Origin of the sequence: Absicoccus intestinalis (assembly GCF_033971885.1) — a bacterium.
Taxonomy (GTDB): Bacteria; Bacillota_I; Bacilli_A; order Erysipelotrichales; family Erysipelotrichaceae; genus Absicoccus; species Absicoccus intestinalis.
The window spans coordinates 60,766-82,182 of sequence record NZ_JALBUS010000001.1 but is presented as its reverse complement, the minus strand read 5'-3'; the positions used below and the strand labels follow the sequence as shown (position 1 = coordinate 82,182).

At 40.8% G+C, this 21,417-nt stretch carries 21 protein-coding genes, 2 tRNA genes and 1 riboswitch; of the genes, 15 read left to right on the top strand and 8 right to left on the bottom strand.

What is annotated here, in order from left to right:
• Positions 1-474: a PTS sugar transporter subunit IIB gene (locus MOZ64_RS00370; protein ID WP_320324640.1), complete on the top strand. Its 474-nt coding sequence runs from the start codon at positions 1-3 to the stop codon at positions 472-474.
• Here the strand turns inward: MOZ64_RS00370 and MOZ64_RS00365 are convergent.
• The 3 genes from MOZ64_RS00365 to MOZ64_RS00355 are packed head-to-tail and all read right to left on the bottom strand — an operon-like array spanning position 471 to position 2,996.
• Complete coding sequence (locus MOZ64_RS00365) at positions 471-1,427, bottom strand: P1 family peptidase (protein WP_320324639.1); 957 nt, start codon at positions 1,425-1,427, stop codon at positions 471-473. The genes MOZ64_RS00370 and MOZ64_RS00365 overlap by 4 nt on opposite strands.
• Positions 1,405-2,211: a nitrilase-related carbon-nitrogen hydrolase gene (locus MOZ64_RS00360; protein ID WP_320324638.1), complete on the bottom strand. Its 807-nt coding sequence runs from the start codon at positions 2,209-2,211 to the stop codon at positions 1,405-1,407. Before MOZ64_RS00360 ends, MOZ64_RS00365 begins: the two co-directional genes overlap by 23 nt.
• Positions 2,208-2,996, bottom strand: a complete 789-nt coding sequence (locus MOZ64_RS00355; protein WP_320324637.1) for an HAD-IIB family hydrolase — start codon at positions 2,994-2,996, stop codon at positions 2,208-2,210. The genes MOZ64_RS00360 and MOZ64_RS00355 overlap by 4 nt, the downstream gene beginning before the upstream one ends.
• A gap of 28 nt (positions 2,997-3,024) precedes the next feature.
• On the opposite strand from MOZ64_RS00355, the gene MOZ64_RS00350 reads away from it, so the two are divergent.
• The 3 genes from MOZ64_RS00350 to prfB all read left to right on the top strand — a co-directional run bounded on the left by MOZ64_RS00350 (position 3,025) and on the right by prfB (position 7,554).
• Positions 3,025-4,008 carry an A/G-specific adenine glycosylase gene (locus tag MOZ64_RS00350; RefSeq protein ID WP_320324636.1) on the top strand — a complete coding sequence of 328 codons (984 nt, stop codon included), beginning with the start codon at positions 3,025-3,027 and terminating at the stop codon, positions 4,006-4,008.
• A 63-nt stretch (positions 4,009-4,071) separates the two neighbouring features.
• Positions 4,072-6,453: a preprotein translocase subunit SecA gene (secA, locus tag MOZ64_RS00345; protein ID WP_320324635.1), complete on the top strand. Its 2,382-nt coding sequence runs from the start codon at positions 4,072-4,074 to the stop codon at positions 6,451-6,453.
• Positions 6,453-7,554 (top strand): peptide chain release factor 2 gene (prfB, locus tag MOZ64_RS00340; protein ID WP_320324634.1). Its coding sequence is split into 2 segments (ribosomal slippage): positions 6,453-6,524 and positions 6,526-7,554, totalling 1,101 coding nucleotides; the frame shifts between segments, so codons are not numbered across the junction. The genes secA and prfB overlap by 1 nt, the downstream gene beginning before the upstream one ends.
• Before the next feature lie 11 nt (positions 7,555-7,565).
• Here the strand turns inward: prfB and MOZ64_RS00335 are convergent.
• A complete protein-coding gene (locus MOZ64_RS00335; RefSeq protein WP_320324633.1) occupies positions 7,566-8,150 on the bottom strand; it encodes an HdeD family acid-resistance protein in 585 nt (194 codons plus the stop codon).
• A 103-nt stretch (positions 8,151-8,253) separates the two neighbouring features.
• Here MOZ64_RS00335 and MOZ64_RS00330 point away from each other — a divergent pair, with 103 nt between their 5' ends.
• From MOZ64_RS00330 to MOZ64_RS00315, 4 genes are read left to right on the top strand one after another with little or no spacing between them, the layout of a single operon-like run.
• Positions 8,254-8,796, top strand: a complete 543-nt coding sequence (locus MOZ64_RS00330) for a DJ-1/PfpI family protein (protein WP_320324632.1) — start codon at positions 8,254-8,256, stop codon at positions 8,794-8,796.
• Positions 8,780-9,964, top strand: coding sequence for a glutamate-cysteine ligase family protein (locus MOZ64_RS00325; protein ID WP_320324631.1), 1,185 nt, complete (start codon positions 8,780-8,782; stop codon positions 9,962-9,964). The genes MOZ64_RS00330 and MOZ64_RS00325 overlap by 17 nt, the downstream gene beginning before the upstream one ends.
• Positions 9,942-11,237, top strand: coding sequence for a hypothetical protein (locus tag MOZ64_RS00320; protein WP_320324630.1), 1,296 nt, complete (start codon positions 9,942-9,944; stop codon positions 11,235-11,237). Before MOZ64_RS00325 ends, MOZ64_RS00320 begins: the two co-directional genes overlap by 23 nt.
• 23 nt (positions 11,238-11,260) lie before the next feature.
• Positions 11,261-11,989, top strand: coding sequence for a hypothetical protein (locus tag MOZ64_RS00315; RefSeq protein WP_320324629.1), 729 nt, complete (start codon positions 11,261-11,263; stop codon positions 11,987-11,989).
• Here the strand turns inward: MOZ64_RS00315 and MOZ64_RS00310 are convergent.
• Complete coding sequence (locus MOZ64_RS00310) at positions 11,977-13,254, bottom strand: peptidoglycan bridge formation glycyltransferase FemA/FemB family protein (RefSeq protein ID WP_320324628.1); 1,278 nt, start codon at positions 13,252-13,254, stop codon at positions 11,977-11,979. The two genes, MOZ64_RS00315 and MOZ64_RS00310, sit on opposite strands and share 13 nt — an antisense overlap.
• Before the next feature lie 219 nt (positions 13,255-13,473).
• A riboswitch (glycine riboswitch) is annotated at positions 13,474-13,559 on the top strand.
• A gap of 70 nt (positions 13,560-13,629) precedes the next feature.
• Here MOZ64_RS00310 and MOZ64_RS00305 point away from each other — a divergent pair.
• The 5 genes from MOZ64_RS00305 to MOZ64_RS00285 all read left to right on the top strand — a co-directional run bounded on the left by MOZ64_RS00305 (position 13,630) and on the right by MOZ64_RS00285 (position 17,426).
• Positions 13,630-14,325 (top strand): DUF5058 family protein, encoded by a 696-nt coding sequence (locus tag MOZ64_RS00305; RefSeq protein WP_320324627.1) that lies wholly within the window; start codon positions 13,630-13,632, stop codon positions 14,323-14,325.
• 10 nt (positions 14,326-14,335) lie between these two features.
• Positions 14,336-15,016 carry a hypothetical protein gene (locus tag MOZ64_RS00300; protein ID WP_320324626.1) on the top strand — a complete coding sequence of 227 codons (681 nt, stop codon included), beginning with the start codon at positions 14,336-14,338 and terminating at the stop codon, positions 15,014-15,016.
• On the top strand, positions 15,009-16,382 hold the full coding sequence (locus MOZ64_RS00295) for an amidohydrolase (RefSeq protein ID WP_320324625.1): 1,374 nt from the start codon (positions 15,009-15,011) through the stop codon (positions 16,380-16,382). The genes MOZ64_RS00300 and MOZ64_RS00295 overlap by 8 nt, the downstream gene beginning before the upstream one ends.
• A 121-nt stretch (positions 16,383-16,503) precedes the next feature.
• Positions 16,504-17,001 (top strand): helix-turn-helix domain-containing protein, encoded by a 498-nt coding sequence (locus MOZ64_RS00290; protein ID WP_320324624.1) that lies wholly within the window; start codon positions 16,504-16,506, stop codon positions 16,999-17,001.
• A 272-nt stretch (positions 17,002-17,273) separates the two neighbouring features.
• The gene (locus MOZ64_RS00285; protein ID WP_320324623.1) at positions 17,274-17,426 is read left to right on the top strand and encodes a hypothetical protein; all 153 of its coding nucleotides are present in this window, start codon (positions 17,274-17,276) and stop codon (positions 17,424-17,426) included.
• 56 nt (positions 17,427-17,482) lie between these two features.
• On the opposite strand, the gene MOZ64_RS00280 is transcribed toward MOZ64_RS00285, so the two are convergent.
• The 3 genes from MOZ64_RS00280 to MOZ64_RS00270 all read right to left on the bottom strand — a co-directional run bounded on the left by MOZ64_RS00280 (position 17,483) and on the right by MOZ64_RS00270 (position 18,276).
• A tRNA-Arg gene (locus MOZ64_RS00280) sits at positions 17,483-17,559 on the bottom strand.
• A complete protein-coding gene (locus MOZ64_RS00275; RefSeq protein WP_320324622.1) occupies positions 17,550-18,185 on the bottom strand; it encodes an HAD family hydrolase in 636 nt (211 codons plus the stop codon). The genes MOZ64_RS00280 and MOZ64_RS00275 overlap by 10 nt, the downstream gene beginning before the upstream one ends.
• A gap of 14 nt (positions 18,186-18,199) precedes the next feature.
• Positions 18,200-18,276 (bottom strand) — tRNA-Arg (locus MOZ64_RS00270).
• Positions 18,277-18,363: 87 nt separating this feature from the next.
• On the opposite strand from MOZ64_RS00270, the gene uraA reads away from it, so the two are divergent.
• Positions 18,364-19,617: a uracil permease gene (uraA, locus tag MOZ64_RS00265; RefSeq protein ID WP_320324621.1), complete on the top strand. Its 1,254-nt coding sequence runs from the start codon at positions 18,364-18,366 to the stop codon at positions 19,615-19,617.
• Between the two features lie 80 nt (positions 19,618-19,697).
• A complete protein-coding gene (locus MOZ64_RS00260; RefSeq protein WP_320324620.1) occupies positions 19,698-21,365 on the top strand; it encodes a glutamine--tRNA ligase/YqeY domain fusion protein in 1,668 nt (555 codons plus the stop codon).
• Positions 21,366-21,417 lie beyond the last annotated feature (52 nt).

The following is a 21,417-nucleotide window of genomic DNA, read 5'->3' as shown; positions in this document are numbered from 1 at the left end:
ATGGCACAAATTGTATTGACCCGGATCGATAATCGCTTGATCCATGGACAAATCGTAACAGAATGGTGTAGTTATGTGCAAGCCGATGTCGTATTGGTAGCCAATGATGCTGTAGCTGGTGATAGTCTGCGTCAAAGTTTGATGAAGATGGCAGCGCCTGCATCCATCCTTACGCGCTATTATACCTTGGCACAAACCATCCAAGCCTTAAAGACGTCGACATCGGATCAGCGTGTCATGCTTCTTTGTGAAACGCCACAAGATGTATACACTCTGGTAAAGGGTGGACTACCGATTCATACAGTCAATGTAGGCAATATGCATATGGCCAAAGGTAAACATCGCATTGCCACAACGGTGGCGATCGACGAAAATGATCAAGCCGTCTTTCGAAAATTAAAAGAATGTGGTGTGGAATTCGAAATTCGCCGCACACCACAATGTGCCATAGAAAAAAGCGATGCTTTGGGTTAAACATCGCTTGCACTGAAAAGATCATAGGCAGCATTGGCATACAATGCTGCTTTTTCAATGGCCTTTTCCATGGCTTTGATGGCAAGCAGGCCAACAAGATCCATGTCAGCTACAACTTCGTTGGTGGCCATCGCAAAGATGGTGTCACCATCATTGGAAGTAGCTACGGGATGAATACAATGGGCATACGCATTGTGACTCAGGGAAGCCACTTTATTCATCTGGGCTTTATTGAGATCCGCATTGGTGAAAATACAACCAATGGTCGTATTTTCATGGGCATTGGATTGATTTTCCATCCCATCGATCAAGGCATCCACTGTATAGATGGGTTTCCTTTTTTTTCGATCATAAGCACCGGCTAACCATTTGGTGGAATTGGCTTGATAAATGTCGCCACACGCATTGAGGGCAACAATAGCGCCAACTTTTAATTGATCCACTTGGACACATGCATGACCCAACCCGGTTTTCATGGCTTTTTCAAAACCAAACGCTTTGCCAACACTGGCACCCATGCCCGCACCGATATTGCCTTGGGATAGATCGATGGATTCACTATTCACACAAGCTTGATATCCCATGGCCTTATCGGGATACGCTTTGGGATTCCCTAAACCACAATCAAATAACGAAGCCTGACAAACAATGGGAATGTATATCCCTTTCATATCAAAGCCAATTTGGTGTTCACTCAAATACTGCATGACACCACTGCCGGCTTCCAAACCAAAAGCTGAACCACCCGATAACGTGACGGCATGGATCTTTTGGACCATATTTTTAGGATTTAATAAATCCGTTTCTCTAGTGGCAGGACCACCACCTCGTACTTCTACACCGGCTGTGGCACCTTGGGGGCAAAGAATGACTGTGCACCCTGTACCGCCTTCTTTGTCTTGGCTATGGCCAATACGAAAGCCAGAAATTTCATTCCATTCGATCCATTTCATTTTCTTTCTCCTCACATGTGTATAAATCGGTTCGGCGAATTTGCCAAAAGGGCATACGATGACGAATGCGATCCATTTGGTCTAGATCAATATCGGCCATCGCAATGCCTGGTTTTTCATCCATTTCCATGATTTTTTGACCATTGGGATCCACGATCATCGAATGCCCATAGCTTGTATAGTTTTGATACGTATAGGCTGGATTGACCGCACAAAGAAAGACTTCGTTTTCCAATGCACGCGTTCGACATAGGATGTCCCAATGGGCTTTGCCAACGGCTTGATTGAAAGCCGCCGGAACAAATAAGATCTTGGCGCCATGTATAGCCAAGATGCGAGCTTGTTCACAAAAGCGAATGTCGTAACATACGAGGATGCCCATATGATCGACCACGCAAAATTGATTGCCTGGACGAAAGACATCCGCTTCGGTATAGTCGATTCGTCCATGAAAATGCATCAGATGCATCTTGCGATAGGAAGTAACCAATTGTCCTTTATCATACACAAAACAGGTATTATAGATAGAGCTGCCTGCTTTTTCGGCCATGGTTCCACCAATGATGCGTTGATGATTTTGATGGGACATTTTCTGTAAAAGATCCATTGCTTCCGATTGATAAACAATGGAAGCTTTCATCGCTTTATTTTCATAAGGAACTGTCCACATTTCTGGTAAGAGAACGATGTCGGCTTCTTTACATTGTTTGAGCTGGTTGGCCATGTTTTGAATATTTTTTTCAACATCCCTATCCACATACGATTGTATCAATGCGATTTTCATATCCATTCATTTTCCTTTAACCATGTATAAATGCCACCATCATGGCAACTCGGTGCAATTTGAATGCCTGGTAGTCTTTTTAATTGGGATTCGCCATTGGCCATAACGACACCGATTTCAGCACGATCCAACATTTCCATATCCAAGGCCGAATCACCAAAGGCCAGATATTGATTGATGGGTTCATGAAAATGAGCCATCAAGGTTTCGATACCTTTATATTTAGAGATACCATGGGCGCGAATTTCTACCCAATTTTTCATATAGATGGGGACAATACCGGGCATCGTATCCAATTCCGGAATGGGGCGAAGCGGATCTTTGGGTCGCAACAATAAATTGGATAAGTGATCAGCCGGATGCCAAGGGTGAATTTTAACGTCTTTAAAATGAAAGGTGTCGATCATTTCTTGGATTTTTGGATCCCATCGAGTCGCAAATTTTACTTTCTTGCCAAAACCAATGATGCCCAATCCATGGTTTTCGGCATATTGGATGATCTGGGCCACATCATCAACCGCAAGGGAATGATCGATCAGCGTATGGAAATTTCGATCAAATACATAGGAACCAATACCAGTAATGTAGCCATCCCAATCGATCAAGTTTTCAAAATGATGCTCTTTGACCAGAGCCGGCGGTCGACCCGTACACATGATGAGTTTATAGCCTTTGGCTTTTAAAGCATGTAAAGCCTGGATATGCAACGGTGGGACGCTTTGAGAAATGTGATCATAAAGGGTGTTATCGAGATCAATAAATATCGTTTGTATGTTCGTTTTCATATTTGTATTATAATGCTATGATGGAATCATGACAAATTTTCAAGAAGATCTGATAGGCTGGTATCGAATCCATAAACGGCCATTATTATTTCGGCAAGATGCCGATGCGTATAAAATCTGGATCAGTGAGATCATGGCCCAACAAACACGTATTGAAGCGATGCTTCCTTATTTTGAGCGTTTCATTGAAAAGGTGCCGGATATTCCTGCCTTAGCCATGATAGCCGATGAACAACTCAATAAACTTTGGCAAGGACTGGGCTATTATAGTCGGGCTCGTAATTTGAAAAAATGTGCCCAAGTATGTATGGAAAAATATGACGGAAAGTTGCCGATGACCAAAGCCGAATTGGAACAATTGCCAGGAATTGGTCCGTATACAGCTGGTGCGATTGCTTCGATTGCGTATCATCAACGGGTCAGTGCCATCGATGGCAATGTGATTCGTGTCTTTAGTCGGTTGTATGATCTGCATGCCGATATGAAAAAGAGTGCGGGCAAGAAACAAGTCAATGCGAAAGTAGAAGCCAGTTTGCCGGATGAAGACCATATTTCCGACTACAATCAAGCCTTGATGGAACTGGGTGCTTTGGTTTGTATCCCTAAAAAACCACGGTGTGAACAATGTCCCATTCGTAGTTATTGTCAAACAGAGGATCCGGGTTCATTGCCGGTACTGTCCAAACCGAAACCGCGACGGATCGAACAGAAACATCTTTATATCTGGGTGTATCAAAATAAGCTTCGGATCGTGAAGCGAAAAGAAAAAGGGTTGTTGTATGGATTGTATGGATTTGATGAACAAAAGCCAGTAAAATATGAGAAAGAAATTCCACTCAGACCGTATACGCATATTTTCAGCCATGTGGAATGGCATATGGAAGCCAGTCTAGTCTTTGTGGATTGGGAAGATGAAAATTTTCATACATTGACAGAAATTGATGCATTGTATGCGATTCCAAGTGCTTTTACACCTTTTTTAGAACAAGTTCAATCAGATTTCATGTTCTAAGCTATTTAGTTGTGTTATATTATATAAGTCGGAATATACCTTTCGAATGGAGGGAAATAAAACATGGGAATTTTAAGCGTTTTTTCAGAAGAACAACGAGAAATTAAATCATTAGCGAAAGAAGCAGATAAAATTATGGCATTAGAGCCCAAAATGCAGGCTTTAAGTGATGATCAACTTCGTGAAAAGACAAGTGAATATCGGAATCGACTACAGAATGGGGAAACGGTCGATGATATTTTATATGAAGCCTTTGCGACCGCTCGTGAAGCCGCTTATCGTGTCATCAATGAAAAGCCATTTAAAGTACAAATCATGGGTGCATTAGCCATGCATAAAGGCGATATTGCCGAGATGAAGACTGGTGAAGGTAAAACTTTGACCGCAACGATGACCGTTTATGCCAATGCGTTAGCTGGACAAGGTGTCCATGTCATTACCGTCAATGAATATTTGGCTGGTCGTGATGCCGGATGGATGGGTGAGATTTATCGTTTCTTAGGTTTGACTGTCGGTGTCAATAAACGCGAATTAAGTCCGAAACAAAAACGAGAAGCCTATGCGTGTGATATTACCTATACGACCAACTCGGAATTGGGATTTGATTACTTACGTGACAATATGGTCACCAGTGTAGATGAGCGCGTCATGCGTGGTTTACATATGGCCATTGTCGATGAAGTCGATTCGGTCTTGATCGATGAATCCCGTACGCCATTGATCATTTCGGGTGGTAAGAAAAATACCGCGAATCTATATATTCAAGCCGATAAGTTTGTGAAGACACTAACCGCTCCTGAATATGAAACGGATAGTTTTACCCATGAAAAGAAATTGATCAGTGGAGATTATGATATTGATGAAAAAACGCGTCAGATCATGTTGAGTGAAGCCGGTGTAAGCAAGGCAGAGAAGTATTTTAATATTGCGAATCTCTATGATACGGATCATACGCAATTGGTGCATCATATCAATCAAGCTTTGCGTGCTAACTATATCATGACCAAAGAAGTGGAATATGTCGTAACGGATGATAAAGAAATCGTGATCGTCGATCAGTTTACCGGTCGTTTGATGCCAGGCCGAGCGTATTCGGATGGTCTGCATCAAGCCATTGAAGCCAAAGAGGCCGTACCTATTAAAGAAGAAACGTCGACATTGGCAACAATCACCTATCAGAACTTTTTCCGTTTGTATGAAAAATTAGCCGGTATGACCGGTACGGCCAAGACCGAAGAAGAAGAGTTCTTATCAACCTATAATATGCGTGTTGTTTGTATTCCAACCAATCGTCCGATCCAACGTAAGGATCTGCCCGATGAAATTTATGCACATAAGAAAGATAAATACGAAGCATTGGTACGTGAAGTCAAGGCTTTATATCATAAAGGACAGCCGGTATTGGTAGGTACCATTGCGGTCGAAACGTCTGAATTGATCAGTGGCATGTTGAAACAAGAAGGTATTCCGCATCATTTGTTGAATGCGAAAAATCATGCCAAAGAAGCCGAGATCATTGCTTTGGCAGGTCGTCCGAAGAGCGTGACCATTGCCACCAATATGGCTGGTCGTGGTACGGATATCAAATTGACACCAGAAAGTCGTGAATTGGGCGGCTTAGCTGTATTAGGTTCGGAACGTCATGAATCGCGTCGTATCGATAATCAGTTGCGTGGTCGTTCGGGTCGTCAGGGGGATCCGGGCTTCTCCCGTTTCTATGTTTCTTTGGAAGATGATTTAATGATTCGTTTTGGTGGCAACAAGCTTCAAAAATTGTTTGAGCGTGTGGGGGATGAAAAGATCGAGTCCAAAGCGGTAACGCGTTCGATCACCCAGGCACAAAAGCGTGTGGAAGGGTATAACTTCGATATGCGTAAACAATTGTTGGATTATGATGATGTATTGCGTCGTCAACGTGAGATCATTTATGCGGAGCGAAATAAGATCTTGGAAAGCAGTGAAGTGCATGAAATGGTCCATGATATTTTTGAAAATGCCTTGGATCAAACGATCGAAGCCAATTTGACCGAAAATAAAAAGAATGTGGATGCCACGAATTTAGTGAAGTCCTTAGAGATGATGGGACTTCAAGAGGATAAGGCCATTCATGTTTCGGAAATTGAGGGCAAAAATATTCAGGAAACAAAAGAATATTGTTTGAATAAGATGTGGAATGGCTATGAAGATGAAATTAAATTGGTCAAAGATCAATTTATGCCTTTTGAAAAAACGGTCGTATTGCGAAATATCGATCGCAACTGGATCCAACACATTGATCAGATGGATAAGTTGCGTGGTGGTATTTATTTGCGTAGTTATGCCCAAAATAACCCGTTGCAACAATATGTCGAAGAAGGATTTGCGATGTTTGATGAGATGAACCATCGCATCAATCGTGAGATTGCTTTCTTCTTATTGAAAGTTCGAGTACAGGAGAATGCCTAATGGAAGTTTATGAACTAAAACAAGGATTGACTACTCACCTAGAGAAGTTGGAGTCTCTAGGTGAGTCTCTTTGACTTAGATACGAAAAAAAAGACCATTAAAGAATTGGATGATCAAACCATGGATCCCAATTTCTGGAGTGATCAGAAAAAAGCGCAGAAAGTGATTCGGCAAAAGAATAGTTTGAGTCATATTGTCGAAACCTATTCATCTTTATGGGAAGAATTGAAATCATTGGATGAAACGGCTGATGCCCTCAAAGCGGATTTTGATGCCGAGTTGATGGAGATGGCTGAAGAAGAATATAAAGAAGTCAGCCATACCTTTGAAGAATTTGAGATCGAAGTCTTATTGTCGCATGAGTACGATCAAAACAATGCGATCTTGGAGATTCATCCGGGTGCTGGTGGTACGGAATCTTGTGATTGGGCCAGCATGTTGTATCGCATGTATACGCGATATGCCGAAAAACATGGCTTTAAAGTGAAGGTATTGGATTACCTACCTGGAGAAGAAGCGGGCATCAAAAGTGTGACTTTTTTGGTGGAAGGCGACAAGGCCTATGGCTATCTAAAATCGGAAAAGGGCGTACATCGTTTGGTTCGTATTAGTCCTTTTGATGCGGGGGCTAGAAGACATACTTCCTTTGCGTCTTTGGATGTCATGCCACAATTTAATGATGAAATTGAGATTGATATCAAGCCCGAAGATATTGAATTTGAGACCAAACGAGCTTCCGGGGCTGGTGGACAGCACATCAATAAGACCGATTCGGCAGTGCGTTTGGTGCATAAGCCAACCGGCATCGTGGCAACGTGTCAGAATGGCCGTTCGCAACATGAAAATCGGGAAGAGGCCATGCGGGTCTTAAAGTCGCGTTTGTATCAGTTGGAAATTGAAAAACAAGAAAAGAAATTAGCGCAGATCAAGGGCGAACAAGTCGCGAATGAATGGGGCTCCCAGATTCGCAACTATGTGTTGCATCCATACAATTTGGTCAAAGATGTTCGTACGGGCTATGAAACCAGTCAGGTCCAGGATGTCTTGGATGGCAATCTGGATGGATTTATCTTTGCGTATTTAAAATCAAAGGTGCAGTAATCACTGCACCTTTATTTAATGTCTTTGAAATCGCCATCGACTATGTTGTTTTCTTTATCGTATTCTTTGGACAATTTGTGGATGCGATGTTGGGAAACCAATACGCTGCAAGCTTGAATGATCAACAAGATTCCACCAATCTTTAAGACGGTGGATACGGTATCGATGGGATTGACGATCAAGATACCACCAACGATGGTAATCAAGATGGAATAAACCAAAGAAAGTCCCCAATTGGTGTAACCCAGGTCTTTTTGAAACAGACTGGTTTGAATGTGGACAATACCATTGAATAAGACCACGATGCCAATCAAGATCGAACTCATGCTGATCACAAAACCAGGATTGCGGGCCAAGACGATGCCAATCAATAAAAAGGGGATCGCAATGACCAAAGGACCACTGGATAAGCTGTCTCTGCGAACAAAATATAGATAGAAATTATAGATCGCATAAACAATGAAGATCCAGCCCAAGACTTGTATGATGGTTCCCAATGCTTTTACGTTAAATACCAGTAAAAGGATTCCTAAAATGGCATATAATATGGCACTGAATACAATTTCACGTTGACATTTTTGTAAAAAATTTCTCATGATGAACGCCTTCCTTTTTTAACCATTATAACCTAGGTTATCCGATTTGCGCATTCTTTTTATGATGAGTATACTAAAGATAACCACAAATGGAGGTATGAATATGAGAGCCGTTGTTTTGATCGATAATGGATATGAAGAATTAGAAACGATGGGACCCATCGCACTGTTGCGACGTGGCGGTGTGGATGTGGACATCGTTCGTTTGGAAAAAGAAGATGTGACCGGTCGTTTTGGGGTACAATATACGCCAACCATTCCTTATGAAGACTATGATTTTGAAAAGGCTGATTGTTTGGTGATACCGGGAGGACCGCAACATATGACGATGCGCAAAGATGAAAGAGTCTTAAAATTGCTTCCTTTTTTTGCGCAAGAAAAAATCCTTGGTGCGATTTGTGCGGCCCCAACCATTCTTGGCCAAGAAGGCTTATTAAAAGGGAAGAATTATACTTGTTTTGAATCTTTGAATGATGATTTTGGCGGTATCTATCATCGTCAATATGTTGTGCGGGATGGCAATTTGATTACGGCTTGTTCTGCTGCAGCCAGTGTGGAATTTGGTTTTGCACTTTTAGAGGCTTTGATTGGTAAGACCCATGCCGATCAAGTAAAGGAGTCCGTTTATTATGGGTTCGATCATTAATTATATTCGTTCTGGTGAAAAACATCGACAAACGCACTATGTGGGTATGGAAATTGAGCATTTTATCATTCATAAAGAAACGGGTTTACCAATGCCCTATGCGGATATTGAGCGATTGTTTCATCAAATTGAATCCAATTATCCGCAAAAAAGTTATGAAAAAGGACATATCGTTGCTTTAGGAAATGAAGATACTTTGATCACGTTAGAACCCGGTTGTCAATTGGAGTTTTCGTTCCACTATACCGATCAGATCGAAGCGATTGAAAAAATGTATCAAAGAGCAATGAAACCCATTGAAGCTTTTGTACAAGCCAATGGCTATTCGATCGTATATAGCGGGGGCATTCCAACGGTATCGGTGGATGCGTATCCACGCATTGACAAAGATCGTTATCAATATATGGAAGCGTATTTTGCTCATTCGGGAACGCGTGGGAAAGAAATGATGAAGGGAACGGCGTCGATCCATGCTTCGATTGATTTTGCGGATGAGCTGGATTTTGTTCGAAAATATCGGATGGCCAATATCTTGCACCCGCTTTTTGCTTTGATCAGTTTTAATACACCCTATTATGCAGGAAAACCGAATACGGATATTTTGTTACGGGATTCCATTTGGCAGCATACCGATCCCCAAAGATGTCATATCATTGAGGATTTGTTTTCACCAACCTTTGGTTATGCAAGTTATGAAAACTATGTATTGGATGATCCTTTGATCTTAATGCATACACAAGACCAATTCATTCCAACGGGGAATCAAACGTGTAAAGAAGTGGCACAAACGTATGGGTTTGGTACACCAGAAATCGAACACTATTTATCGATGGTCTTTCCGGATATCCGGGTTAAGAAATGTATGGAAATTCGTTCGGCGGATAGTATGCCTTTACCGAATTTATTGGCCTATGCAGCTTTTATCAAAGGAATTTTCTATGATGAAACAATCATTCGTGATGTGAATCAATGGGCGCATTCGATCGATGAGATCCAAGATGCGAAACGAGCCATTCAGAAGGATGGTTGGCAGGCTTATGTCTATGGTCGACCAGTACAGTCTTTGGTCCATGCATTGAAAGAATCCGCAAAAGGTAACCTATTGATACAAGAACAAGGATATTTAGAAGCCTTGGGGAGTCAAAATGTCAATCGACCAGCAATATAAAGAATATATCGAGAAGCACTTTTTGGAGAGCAAGAAAAGTGCTTTTCAAATGGAAAATGCCATTATTGAAAGTGAATTGAATGCGGGCAATCAGAATTATACGCATACCCTCCATATTCCGAAGATCTTTTCTCAGGAAGATAAACAACGGTTCCATCAGATCGTTCATCAAACGTATACCATCTTTGAAAAAGTCATTCAGGCTTATAAAGAAGATGAGAAGATTCGCTCTCTCTTTCCTTTTTCGAAGCAATTGGAAGACTTTATCTTGTTGCCGAATCGATACGATGTGAGCATCCCGATTTGTCGGATCGATATTTTTTATGATGAAAAGACCAAAGATTTTAAATTTTGTGAGTTCAATACCGATGGCACTTCCGCTATGCATGAAAATGCGAAGTTAGCGGAGTTATTAAAGTTCAATAATGTATATCGACAGGATCCCCATACCTATGAACAAATGGAATTGGAAGATCATTGGGTCGATGCCTTTTTATCTTTGGCTGATGATCAGATACCACCGCATCCGATGGTCGCTATTGTTGATTTTTTAGAAAATGCCTATTTGAATGAGTTATATGTGTTCCAACAAATCTTTAAGCGGCATGGCTGTCAATGTGAAGTCCTAGATATTCGGGATTTGGCTTTTGATGGGACGCATCTGCATTCGATCTATACGAATCGAAAAATAGATATGGTGTATCGTCGAGTGGTGACCAGTGATATCGTCGATCGTTGTGCCGGTCTTGATTTTTTGGAGGCCATCAAACAACAAGCTGTTATTTTGATTGGTGGTTTTCAAACCCAGATCATCCATAATAAACAAATCAATCAAGTATTGCGACATCCATGGATGCAAGCGTATCTGACGGATGAAGAAAATGCGTTTATGGAAAAGCATTTACCAAAAACGTATGATCTAAACAAAAACGTGCCCATTGATTTAGATGATAAGGATCATTGGATCATCAAGCCGAAAGATTCCTATGGGGCGCAAGGTGTATGGGCGGGTGTTGATCTGCATCAAGCCCAATGGGATGAACAAGTCAAACGTTGTATGGATCGCAATTATTTGGTGCAAGAATATATTCAACCGTATCGAAATCAGAATATTGATCTGGTCCGGGAAAAGGAATTTAAACCCTATGCGAATATGACAGGGCTATATGTATACAATGGCCAATTTGCGGGTGTGTATTCTCGTTGTAGTGATGGCGGTGTGATCTCCACGCAATACAATGAGCGTTCGATACCTACTTTATTTATGGTATAATGAACAAGAAAAGGGGAATTTGTATGGGTAAACGAGTTCGAGTTTGGATCATGCGTGTGATCGCGATCGTGATCGTTGTCTTTATGGTGGTTGAATTGGGTGCCAATATTTTTACGGGCAATTCGTCTTCCAACCAAAAAACAACCGAAAAAACCACAACCAAAACATCAAAATATACATATGTGAATGAGAGTTCTGTCTTTCATTTGGATGGTATTGATCAAGATGTCCTATTGCCAAAGGGCATGACGGTTCAATCCAAAAATGAAGATCAAAATACGCATGCCATTACGTATAATTTTGGTGCTGTAAAGTATGATAATTTTAGTGCGAGCATCCTCATTACCACCAAGGAAAGTGGTAAGAATGGTACGTTTGCGGATGGTGAATTGGTTTCCTTGGATACCTTGGCCAATGGCTTAAAAGAAAATGGTGAATATTCCAATTGGAATTATTTGACCTTTCGTGGCGATACCAACAATTACTTAGAGCAAGTACAAACCATTCATCAAGAAAAAGATGCAACAGCAAAATATGAGATCGACTACAACATCTATGATGTAGATGGCAAGAATTACTATATGATTTCTTTGTTCTTAGTGACACCAGAAAATCCAGATAAGACCGATTTATTACATCTAGACAAGATGGGTAAGGAAATGATGGCTAAGATGTCTTACATGAAGAAAGATATCTTTATGGAGTATGCTTTGCCAGAAGATAAAGCTGATCAATTCAATCATCTAAAGTAAAACGAGCCATTCAGCTCGTTTTTTTTTGATCGGATCGCATAGAGTTTATACAAAGCGGGTGAAATGGTAAGGATGTAATTGCCAATGAGTTCGATTACATCGGCATGAAAGCCTCGTTTGAAATCAAAGACGCCATAGCCTTCTTGATCGGGTTCGAAATAGCCGCTGATGCCATAGAAATTATAATAGCTATATCCTTTCTCGATGGCTTGTTGGATCATGGCCCATTGCAAGGCATAAGGTCCCTTATAGGTCTTATAGATGTCATTGGAGCCACTGGCTAAATAGATGATTTCCTGGCCATAGAAGATATACATGGCAGCTGCCAATCCCAATTCCTTACCATGGGTTTGCGCGAGTTGTTTGGCTTCTTTTATGCGCACATCCAAAGCCTGAAGATTGGCTTGGGCTTTTTGTAAACGATGTTTTGAGTTTTTAGAGTAGGGGTTGAGACGCAATCCATCCTGGGCTTGTTGGATCGTGCTTTTTTCTTTTTCCATCGATTGATAGAGACTTGTCAAATAGGCATCTAGATCCAAATAGGCATAATAGGCCTGGGCATGGTCTTGGAAACAATCGTATTGTTCTTGATAGTAGCTTAAGGGAAAAAAAGGAAAATTTCTTCGTTGTCCTGTTTCTTTGACCATATGGTAAAGGATGGGAAGTTCTTCTCTGGATAAAGGGCGCACTTGAATGGTGTTTCTCATGGCTTTACGAATGTTTTGTCGGGTCTTGGCGCTAAAAGAAGCAAATACTTCTTCTTTGGTTTTCTGTCGAAGATCGAGTACCGACATCCAGCGACATTGTTTGGTTTCATCGTATCCTTGTTTCCATGGAAGTTGTTGAAAGTGCATGTCTTTGTATTGTTGGACAATGTCAAAGTGATCCCAGCCATGGTCTACGATATGGCCATCTTTATCTCTTTGACGCAAAGGGATATAGGGATCGGTTTCTAAAAAGACGCACTTTTTTTGTTTCAAAAAGGGTTTGAGTTGGGCATAGAACGATTGAAGATATTCTGGATGGGACCCATCATAGATGGGGCCTCTGGGCAGATACGCAAAGGTAAATCGTTTCATCAGGGGTCGTAAACAAAGCAGGGCACAAATTTGGATGGTATTCTTTTCTTTTCCTGCCAAATAATAGATGTGTCCGCCATTTTGACTCATTTTTTTGCCTTCATAGCTCGATTGCAGAAAGTTTCGTTGGGGATAGTTTGTGATCCAATTTTCATAGGTATCATTGGTGATTTCAATTAAATCCATTGTGTATAAAGCCTCCTAAGCTATTGGATAGTATGCAGTGTTTACATAAAAAGAACCTTAAATGAATGTTTATTAAAATTATATATATATATATTAAAAAAGTAAAATATTAAATGAATCAGAACAATCATTGAAAATATTCTATGAAAAAATATTGAAAATAAATGAAAGAAAATGGTATACTCGAATCATCGTAGAAGTTATCAGGAAGACTGATAATGGAGAAACTCTGGAGAATCTCTTAGGAGTACCGAAGGGGCAAGTGGTAACATGAAACTCTCAGGTAAAAGGACAGGGTGTATAGAATAAGAAAACAGGTCGGATTCTACGGTAAAAGTGGAATTCGACTTTTTGTTTTCGAGGAGGAGAGAGTATATGGATGCAATGCAAATTGCGAATGGAATTCCTATGTGGATTGCTTGTGGAGTTCCGGTTTGTGTGGTGTTGGTGCAAGCAATCACCTTTCTGAGAAAAGCCTATCAAGCAGGCAATAAGGTTGGTTTGAGCAAAGGACAAATGAAAGAAGCCATTCGAAGTGGTGCGATTACTTCGATTGGACCTTCCATCGTGATCCTTTCAGGGATGCTGTCGTTATTGATCACAGTGGGTGGTCCCATTGCTTGGATGCGTTTATCCTTGATTGGTGCTGTCATGTTTGAATCGACAGCGGCCAATATGGGAACAAGCGCTGTGGGTGTGACCTTAGGCGTAGATAAGATGACACCCCAAGCTTTGACAATGGCACTTTGGACCATGGTCATTGGTTCGATTGGATGGGTCTTATTTGCGACGTTTGCCGCCAATCGGATGGAAAAAGTGCAAACGAAGATTTCGGGAAATAATGCCAAACGATTGACAATGATTTCGGTGGCGGCAGTCATTGGAGTATTTAGTGCGATGTCAGCCACCCATTTGGTTCGGATGGATAAAAATGCAGTGGCCTGTGTATTAGGGGCTTTGATCATGGCTCTTATGATGTGTATAACTGAAAAATTTCAAATGAAACGTTTAAAAGAATGGAATTTGACCATTGCGATCTTGGGATCCATGATCATTACGGCATTACTATAGGAGGCAGAAGATGAAAGATTTTTATGAAAAAGAATATTTACCAATGATGCATCGCATTGGGAAAACAACAGGATATCTCGGTGCACTTTTATCGTTTACACCCGCTTTGTTGCTGGCAATCGTTTATCATTTATTGCCGGATTGGGCAGCTTTATTGACGGCTGCGATTGCCGCTATTTCGGCCTTTGGTATCTTATGGTTTGTGGAACCCATTTCTTATTTTGCCGTCTTAGGACCTGTAGGTACTTATATGGCCTTTCTTTCAGGTAATATTTCCAATATGCGCTTGCCTTGTGCAAGTATGGCGCAAGTAGCTGCCGATGTGGAACCAGGAACGGAACAAGGATCGATCATCGCAACGTTAGGTATGGCCATTTCGATTATTATCAATGTCTCTGTTTTGACAATCGGTGTTATTCTAGGTAGTCGAATTCTTTCTCAATTGCCACAATCAATTACATTGGCTTTGAATTATTTGTTACCTGCCTTGTTTGGTGCTTTGTTGATGCAATTTGCCATGAAACAAAGAAAATTAGGAGTCACCATGACTGTATTTGCCATCTTGATCAATGTAGCCATCAAAGCGGGATTGTTTACTTGGCTGCCTGGCTCAGCCAATTATTTAGGTACTTTATCTTGTGTGTTTGTTTCGATTTTCTTAAGTATGAAAGTGTTCCATGCCCATGAATAAACAAGATATCTTTCAGACAGTGGATTCGTTACAAAGCGTTTTTGAGGATTGTGTATCGACTTTGTTCACGCATCCAGAAACAGGCGGTCATGAAAAATTTTCGGCGAACTATTTGCGACAAATTTTATCATCAGCAGGTTTTACAATTCATGATCAGGCAAAGATGGAGCATACTTTCTATGCCGAATATGGCCAAGGCAAACCTGTCATTGCGATATTGGGAGAATATGATGCTTTACCAGGGCTATCGCAAAAGCCAATATCGCATCAAGAACCTGTCCAAGTCGGTGGGGCTGGTCATGGTTGTGGACACAATCTTTTGGGTTCTGCTGCTTTGGTGGCGGCATTGGCCATCCAACAATGGTTGGCAAAAGAAAACATGTCTGGCACCATTCGTTTTTATGGATGTCCCGAAGAAGAATTGCTATCGGGAAAAGTCAAAATGCTTCGCTTAGGAATGTTTGAAGGGTGTGATCTGGCTTTGAGCTGGCATCCTATGGATATCAATTGTGCCTATGAAGAGTCGTATTTAGCGAATATTTCGGTACGTTTTGTTTTTCGTGGTAAAACCGCTCATGCAGCGGTTGCCCCTTGGCAAGGACGAAGTGCCTTGGATGCCGTGGAATTAATGAACGTTGGAGTCAATTATTTAAGAGAACATGTCATTGATGCAGCACGAATCCATTACAGTACGCAATGTGACAATATCCCAAATATTGTCCCAGATCTTGCATCGAGTTGGTATTTTATTCGTGCACCCCATATGTCGGATGTGTTATCGATCTTAGATCGGGTGGAAAAAGTGGCTAAAGGCGCTGCCATGATGACCGAGACAACAGTGGATATCGATGTTGAATATGGTTGTTGGGAAATGAAGAAGGCTAAGATCATGACGGATATTTGTTATGAGAATTTGAAAGAGGCACCTTTCCCGCCGTTTACGCAAGAAGAGCTGGATTTTGCGAAAGCCATCCAGATGAGTGTGGATCCTCAAATTGTTGAAAACAAAAATCATTTGTATGGAACTAGCCAACGAATTATGAATTCTTGTGTTGAAGATCGTTCCTTTTGGAAAACGGTCTTCATGACAGCCAGTACGGATACGGGCGATGTCAGTTTTAATATGCCTATGTCCACTTTTTCTAGTGCTTGTTGGCCAGTTGGGATTGGTCCGCATACTTGGCAGGCCGCTGCTTGTGCAGGTTCTTCATTGGGTGCCAAAGGTGCTTTCTACGCGGCTCATGTATTGGCTGGTCAAGCTTTTGATTTCTTGCAGGAGCCAGAATATGTACAGGCAGCCCAAAAGGAATTTAACGAAAACAAGAGTATCCAATATAAATCCATTCTTAATCATTTTGATTCTTAGGATTTTACGTTAAAATAGGTAGGCAAGCAACGCTTGCTTATCTATTTTTTTAAAGGCAAGAACGACTTTCTTGAAGCATGGAACCAATGCAACTAGACTTTGATTATGGAGGTAGAATGACATGGATTTTGGACAACAAATCAAAACGATTCGTAAAGAGAAAAAGCTGACACAGGTGCAATTTGCCACTCAGCTACATGTAAGCCGACAAGCGGTTTCCAAGTGGGAAAACAATAAAAATCTACCAGACATTGAGATGTTGATCCAAATGTCCCATATTTTTGATATCTCCTTGGACCAGTTGTTGAAAGGAGAAAACAATCATATGAACAACATAACAGAAAAAGTGATCAAAGACGGGAGTGAAACAAGAAAGGCCAAATACAATATGGTTACTTCAATCATTGGTGGGATCTTTTTATTGATGGGCTTATTGATGTTAGTCATTAAAGGGATGTCGGTCGAATATGTGGATGCCCAGGGTATCTTACATGAAAACTTCTTTTTGTTGCCATTGGGATTTTTATCGATCTTTTGTGGTTTGATCTTATTTGTGAGCGTTGGGATACGTGCTCTTATTGAAAAATGCAAGGCAAAGTCTTTGACAGTGAAAGAATGAAAAAAGTGGTCAATGTCCCTATAGGAAAGGACTTAGGCCACTTTGTTGCGAATTATAGTCATGTTTATATATGGAATCAATTAAACATGGTTTATGAACGGTAGATCAAGCAAGAATAAGAGGAGTATTTCAAAGAAATATTCGATTCAATGTGACTATTTTTCAAGACGAAATACAGATTAGTTTATACAATTGTTGTAGTTACGATGTACCCACAATGATCAATTTTTCTGTTTGAATGGCTTAAACTATTCATGAAAGGGTATGGAATCATGCGTAATATTGTAGATGCTCCAAAGGAGGATAGGGGCAATTCAGAGATGAAAATCAATGCATTCAATCAATTGATGAAAGAATTAGAAAAAGGAAGTTCTAGTACAGAAAATTATTCGGAAGAAGATGCATTTAAGATGTTGGGTTTATAAGACGAGATCCAATAAAAAAACGGTAAGACTAAGTCTTATCGTTTTTCTTATATAGATGGCGTTCCTGGGCGGATTCGAACCGCCGACCCTTCGCTTAGGAGGCGAATGCTCTATCCAACTGAGCTACAGAAACGAATGTAGTTCAGTGAAGTCATGGATCGTTTCGACATGATTTCTCATAAAATCACGACGATTCCAATCGTTTTCAATGCCAATACAACGAATTCCCAATGAACGAGCGGTTTCAATCGCATACATGGAATCCTCAAAGACAAGGGTATCTTTTGGTGTGGCATGTAACTTGTTTAATGCATAGTTGTAGATTTCTGGTTCGCGTTTGGTCAAATGCAATTCTTCAGCCGAGAAGATGGCTTGCATCGCATCATACATATCCAATCGTTGTAAAACCGATTTTGTGACATGATAATCATTGGAAGTGACAACGGCCATGGTTGTTCCTTTTTTAGCTTGTTCATGTACAAATTCAACGGCACCTTGGGTTGCTGGAACATGATGTTGATATTGATCGATCACAAAGGACATACAGAAATCATTCATTTGTTCAATGGTGGCATGGGGATAATAATATTTCTTGATATAAACAAGAACTTCACTAAAACGCTTGGTCATAAAGGTCTTTTTAGCGCGTTCAAAGTCTATATCAATATGTAGTTTTTCAAATAATGCCGTAATGGCATCTTCCCAAACATACATGGATTGAATCAAGGTATCATCTAAATCAAATAATATCGTTGACATATTCTCTCCTTAAATGGCGCGCCCGACAGGAATTGAACCCGCAACCTTCAGAATCGGAATCTGACACTCTATCCTATTGAGCTACGGGCGCACATCGCTATTATACCACACTCTTTATTGAATGCATGAGGAAAAATATGATATAAATACACATGGAAGGTTCAGAAGGAGAGAAAAAATGGCGAAACGTATTATTCAAGTACAAGAAAAAGTTCCTTTTCGTTTATTAGCACCCTTGAGTCTGCAACATATGTTTGCGATGTTTGGTGCTTCCGTATTGGTTCCCTTTGTCTTAGGAATCAATCCAGCCGTTGTGCTATTGATGAATGGAATTGGGACCCTATTATTTATTTTGATCACGAAAGGAAGAGCGCCGGCTTATTTAGGAAGTAGTTTTGCGTTTTTAGGACCGGCTTCCTTGGTTATTGCGAAATGGGGGTTTCCCTATGCCCAAGGTGGCTTTGTCGTTACCGGCATTTGTGGGTGTATTCTTGCCTTTATCATCTACAAAGTAGGCACCAAATGGATCGATATTGTCTTACCCAGTGCAGCCATGGGACCCGTTGTGGCTTTGATTGGCTTGGAATTATCCAGCAATGCAGCTTCTAATGCGGGTTTGTTGGATAAAGTGGTCGATCCGGCCAATGTGATCGTATTTGCGGTGACTTTAGGCGTGGCAATCGTTGGATCGGTTTGTTTCCGTAAATTCTTTAGTGTGATTCCCATCTTGATTGCGATCGTTTGTGGTTACATCGCAGCCATTTGCGTGGGTATTGTTGATCTACGTCCTGTGCAAGAAGCATCCTTCTTCATGATGCCTCATTTTCAAGCACCAAAATTCGACATTCATGCGATCTTGATGATCTTACCGGTATTATTGGTCATTACTTCGGAGCACATTGGTCATCAAATTGTAACCAGTGAAGTCGTTGGTCGTGATTTATTAAAAGATCCGGGCTTGCATCGCTCTTTGTTTGCGGATAATTTTTCCAGTGCCTTGAGTGGATTGGTTGGATCGGTTCCTACCACAACCTATGGCGAAAACATTGGGGTCATGGCCATTACGGGCGTATATAGTGTCCAAGTCATTGGTGGAGCGGCAGTCTTATCGATCATTTGTTCGTTTATTGGTCCTTTATCGGCCTTGATCCAAACCATTCCGGGACCGGTCATTGGTGGAATTAGTTTCTTATTGTATGGTATGATTGGAACATCCGGATTGCGTATTCTTGTTGATGATCAAGTGGATTACTCAAAAAGTATCAATATGATCTTGACCTCGGTTGTCTTTGTGACCGGTTTATCGGGTGTCACGATTCATTTTGGAACGGTTGAATTGACTGGTATGGTCTTGGCATGTGTGGTTGCGATGCTTTTGAGTTTATTGTTTTATGTTTTTGATAAATTCCATCTATTAAATCCAGAAGGATAAGTGCTTGTGATTCATCAAGCACTTTCTTTTTATTTATGGTAAAATTGACTATATCTAAAGAAAGTTATGGAGGAGAAGAAATGGAAAAAGAAACCAATAGCAAGAACTTTATTGAACGCATCATTGATGAAGATCTTGCTGACGGAACATATACAAAAGTGGTTACTCGATTTCCACCAGAACCCAATGGCTATTTACACATTGGCCATGCGAAATCGATTTTATTAAATTATGGCCTTGCCCAAGAATATCATGGTGATTTCCACTTACGCTTTGATGATACCAATCCTATGAAAGAAAACAATGAATTTGTAGAATCGATTGTCAAAGATGTGGAATGGTTAGGCGCTAAATATGTTGGTGGCGTACGCTTCGCATCCAACTATTTTGATCAAATGTATGAAATTGCCATCAAATACATCAAAAAAGGGGTGGCTTATGTCGATGATCTATCGGCCGAGCAAATTCATGCCTATCGTGGTACTTTGACAGAGCCTGGCAAAGAATCTCCGTATCGCAATCGTTCTATTGAAGAAAACTTAGATTTATTTGAGCGAATGAAAAATGGTGAATTTGAAGATGGTTCAAAAACATTGCGTGCCAAAATTGATATGGCCAGTCCCAATATCAATATGCGAGACCCTATTCTTTATCGTGTAGCCCGTATGACCCATCACAATACGGGAGATAAATGGTGTATTTATCCGATGTATGATTTTGCCCATCCCATCGAAGATGCGATCGAAGGCGTAACGCATTCCATTTGTACCTTGGAATTTGAAGATCATCGACCACTATACAATTGGGTCGTGACCCAAGCTGAGTTTCCAAATCCACCGAAACAAATCGAATTTGCGAAAATGTATTTGACCAATGTCATTACCGGAAAACGCTACATCAAACGTTTGGTTGACCAAGGCATCGTGGATGGTTGGGATGATCCACGCCTAGTTACGATTGCTGCTTTACGTCGTCGTGGCTTCACACCGGAATCCATTCGTAATTTTATGGAAGCCGCGGGTGTATCCAAGAGCAATTCCAGTGTGGATTATGCCATGTTGGAACACTTTGTACGGGATGATCTGAAACCCAAAGCACCACGCTTGATGGCTGTTTTAGATCCGATCAAATTGGTCATCGATAACTATCCGGAAGGACAAGTTGAATATTTGGATGCTCCATTGAATATGGAAAATCCCGAATCAGGTAACAAAAAAGTGCCATTCTCCCGTGAAGTTTGGATCGAACGCGACGATTTTATGGAAGAACCCCCAAAGAAATATCGTCGTTTCTTTGTTGGTAATGAAGTTCGTTTGATGAATGCTTATTTCGTGAAATGTACAAGTTTTGAAAAAGACGAAAATGGCAAGGTGACCATCATTCATGGTACCTATGATCCGGAAACGAAATCGGGTACGGGATTTACGGGACGAAAAGTCAAAGGTACGATTCATTGGGTGGATTGTGGACATGCCATCCCCGCAACGGTTCGTTTGTATGAAAACCTGGTGGATGAAGAAAAAGGTGTCTACAATGAAGATGGATCGGTCAATTTAAATCCAAATTCATTGACGGTATTGCATCCTTGTTACGTGGAAGAAACCATCAAGAATTACACCAATGGGGATCGTTTCCAATTTGTTCGTTCTGGTTACTATAATTTGGATCCAAAAGATAGTAAAGACGATGCTTTGGTTTTTAATCGCATCGTTTCTTTAAAGAGTTCCTTTAAGTTACCAAAAAAATAAGTCAAGTCGAAAGATTTGGCTTTTTTTTGGTACAATAGAAGTAACAAAAGAG

Excerpts from the sequence above, each read along its gene's own strand:
- MOZ64_RS00370 (WP_320324640.1), top strand. The coding sequence starts at position 1 with ATGGCACAAATTGTATTGACCCGGATCGATAATCGCTTGATCCATGGA.
- MOZ64_RS00365 (WP_320324639.1), bottom strand. The coding sequence starts at position 1,427 with ATGAAATGGATCGAATGGAATGAAATTTCTGGCTTTCGTATTGGCCAT.
- MOZ64_RS00360 (WP_320324638.1), bottom strand. The coding sequence starts at position 2,211 with ATGAAAATCGCATTGATACAATCGTATGTGGATAGGGATGTTGAAAAA.
- MOZ64_RS00355 (WP_320324637.1), bottom strand. The coding sequence starts at position 2,996 with ATGAAAACGAACATACAAACGATATTTATTGATCTCGATAACACCCTT.
- MOZ64_RS00350 (WP_320324636.1), top strand. The coding sequence starts at position 3,025 with ATGACAAATTTTCAAGAAGATCTGATAGGCTGGTATCGAATCCATAAA.
- secA (WP_320324635.1), top strand. The coding sequence starts at position 4,072 with ATGGGAATTTTAAGCGTTTTTTCAGAAGAACAACGAGAAATTAAATCA.
- MOZ64_RS00335 (WP_320324633.1), bottom strand. The coding sequence starts at position 8,150 with ATGAGAAATTTTTTACAAAAATGTCAACGTGAAATTGTATTCAGTGCC.
- MOZ64_RS00330 (WP_320324632.1), top strand. The coding sequence starts at position 8,254 with ATGAGAGCCGTTGTTTTGATCGATAATGGATATGAAGAATTAGAAACG.
- MOZ64_RS00325 (WP_320324631.1), top strand. The coding sequence starts at position 8,780 with ATGGGTTCGATCATTAATTATATTCGTTCTGGTGAAAAACATCGACAA.
- MOZ64_RS00320 (WP_320324630.1), top strand. The coding sequence starts at position 9,942 with ATGTCAATCGACCAGCAATATAAAGAATATATCGAGAAGCACTTTTTG.
- MOZ64_RS00315 (WP_320324629.1), top strand. The coding sequence starts at position 11,261 with ATGGGTAAACGAGTTCGAGTTTGGATCATGCGTGTGATCGCGATCGTG.
- MOZ64_RS00310 (WP_320324628.1), bottom strand. The coding sequence starts at position 13,254 with ATGGATTTAATTGAAATCACCAATGATACCTATGAAAATTGGATCACA.
- MOZ64_RS00305 (WP_320324627.1), top strand. The coding sequence starts at position 13,630 with ATGGATGCAATGCAAATTGCGAATGGAATTCCTATGTGGATTGCTTGT.
- MOZ64_RS00300 (WP_320324626.1), top strand. The coding sequence starts at position 14,336 with ATGAAAGATTTTTATGAAAAAGAATATTTACCAATGATGCATCGCATT.
- MOZ64_RS00295 (WP_320324625.1), top strand. The coding sequence starts at position 15,009 with ATGAATAAACAAGATATCTTTCAGACAGTGGATTCGTTACAAAGCGTT.
- MOZ64_RS00290 (WP_320324624.1), top strand. The coding sequence starts at position 16,504 with ATGGATTTTGGACAACAAATCAAAACGATTCGTAAAGAGAAAAAGCTG.
- MOZ64_RS00285 (WP_320324623.1), top strand. The coding sequence starts at position 17,274 with ATGCGTAATATTGTAGATGCTCCAAAGGAGGATAGGGGCAATTCAGAG.
- MOZ64_RS00275 (WP_320324622.1), bottom strand. The coding sequence starts at position 18,185 with ATGTCAACGATATTATTTGATTTAGATGATACCTTGATTCAATCCATG.
- uraA (WP_320324621.1), top strand. The coding sequence starts at position 18,364 with ATGGCGAAACGTATTATTCAAGTACAAGAAAAAGTTCCTTTTCGTTTA.
- MOZ64_RS00260 (WP_320324620.1), top strand. The coding sequence starts at position 19,698 with ATGGAAAAAGAAACCAATAGCAAGAACTTTATTGAACGCATCATTGAT.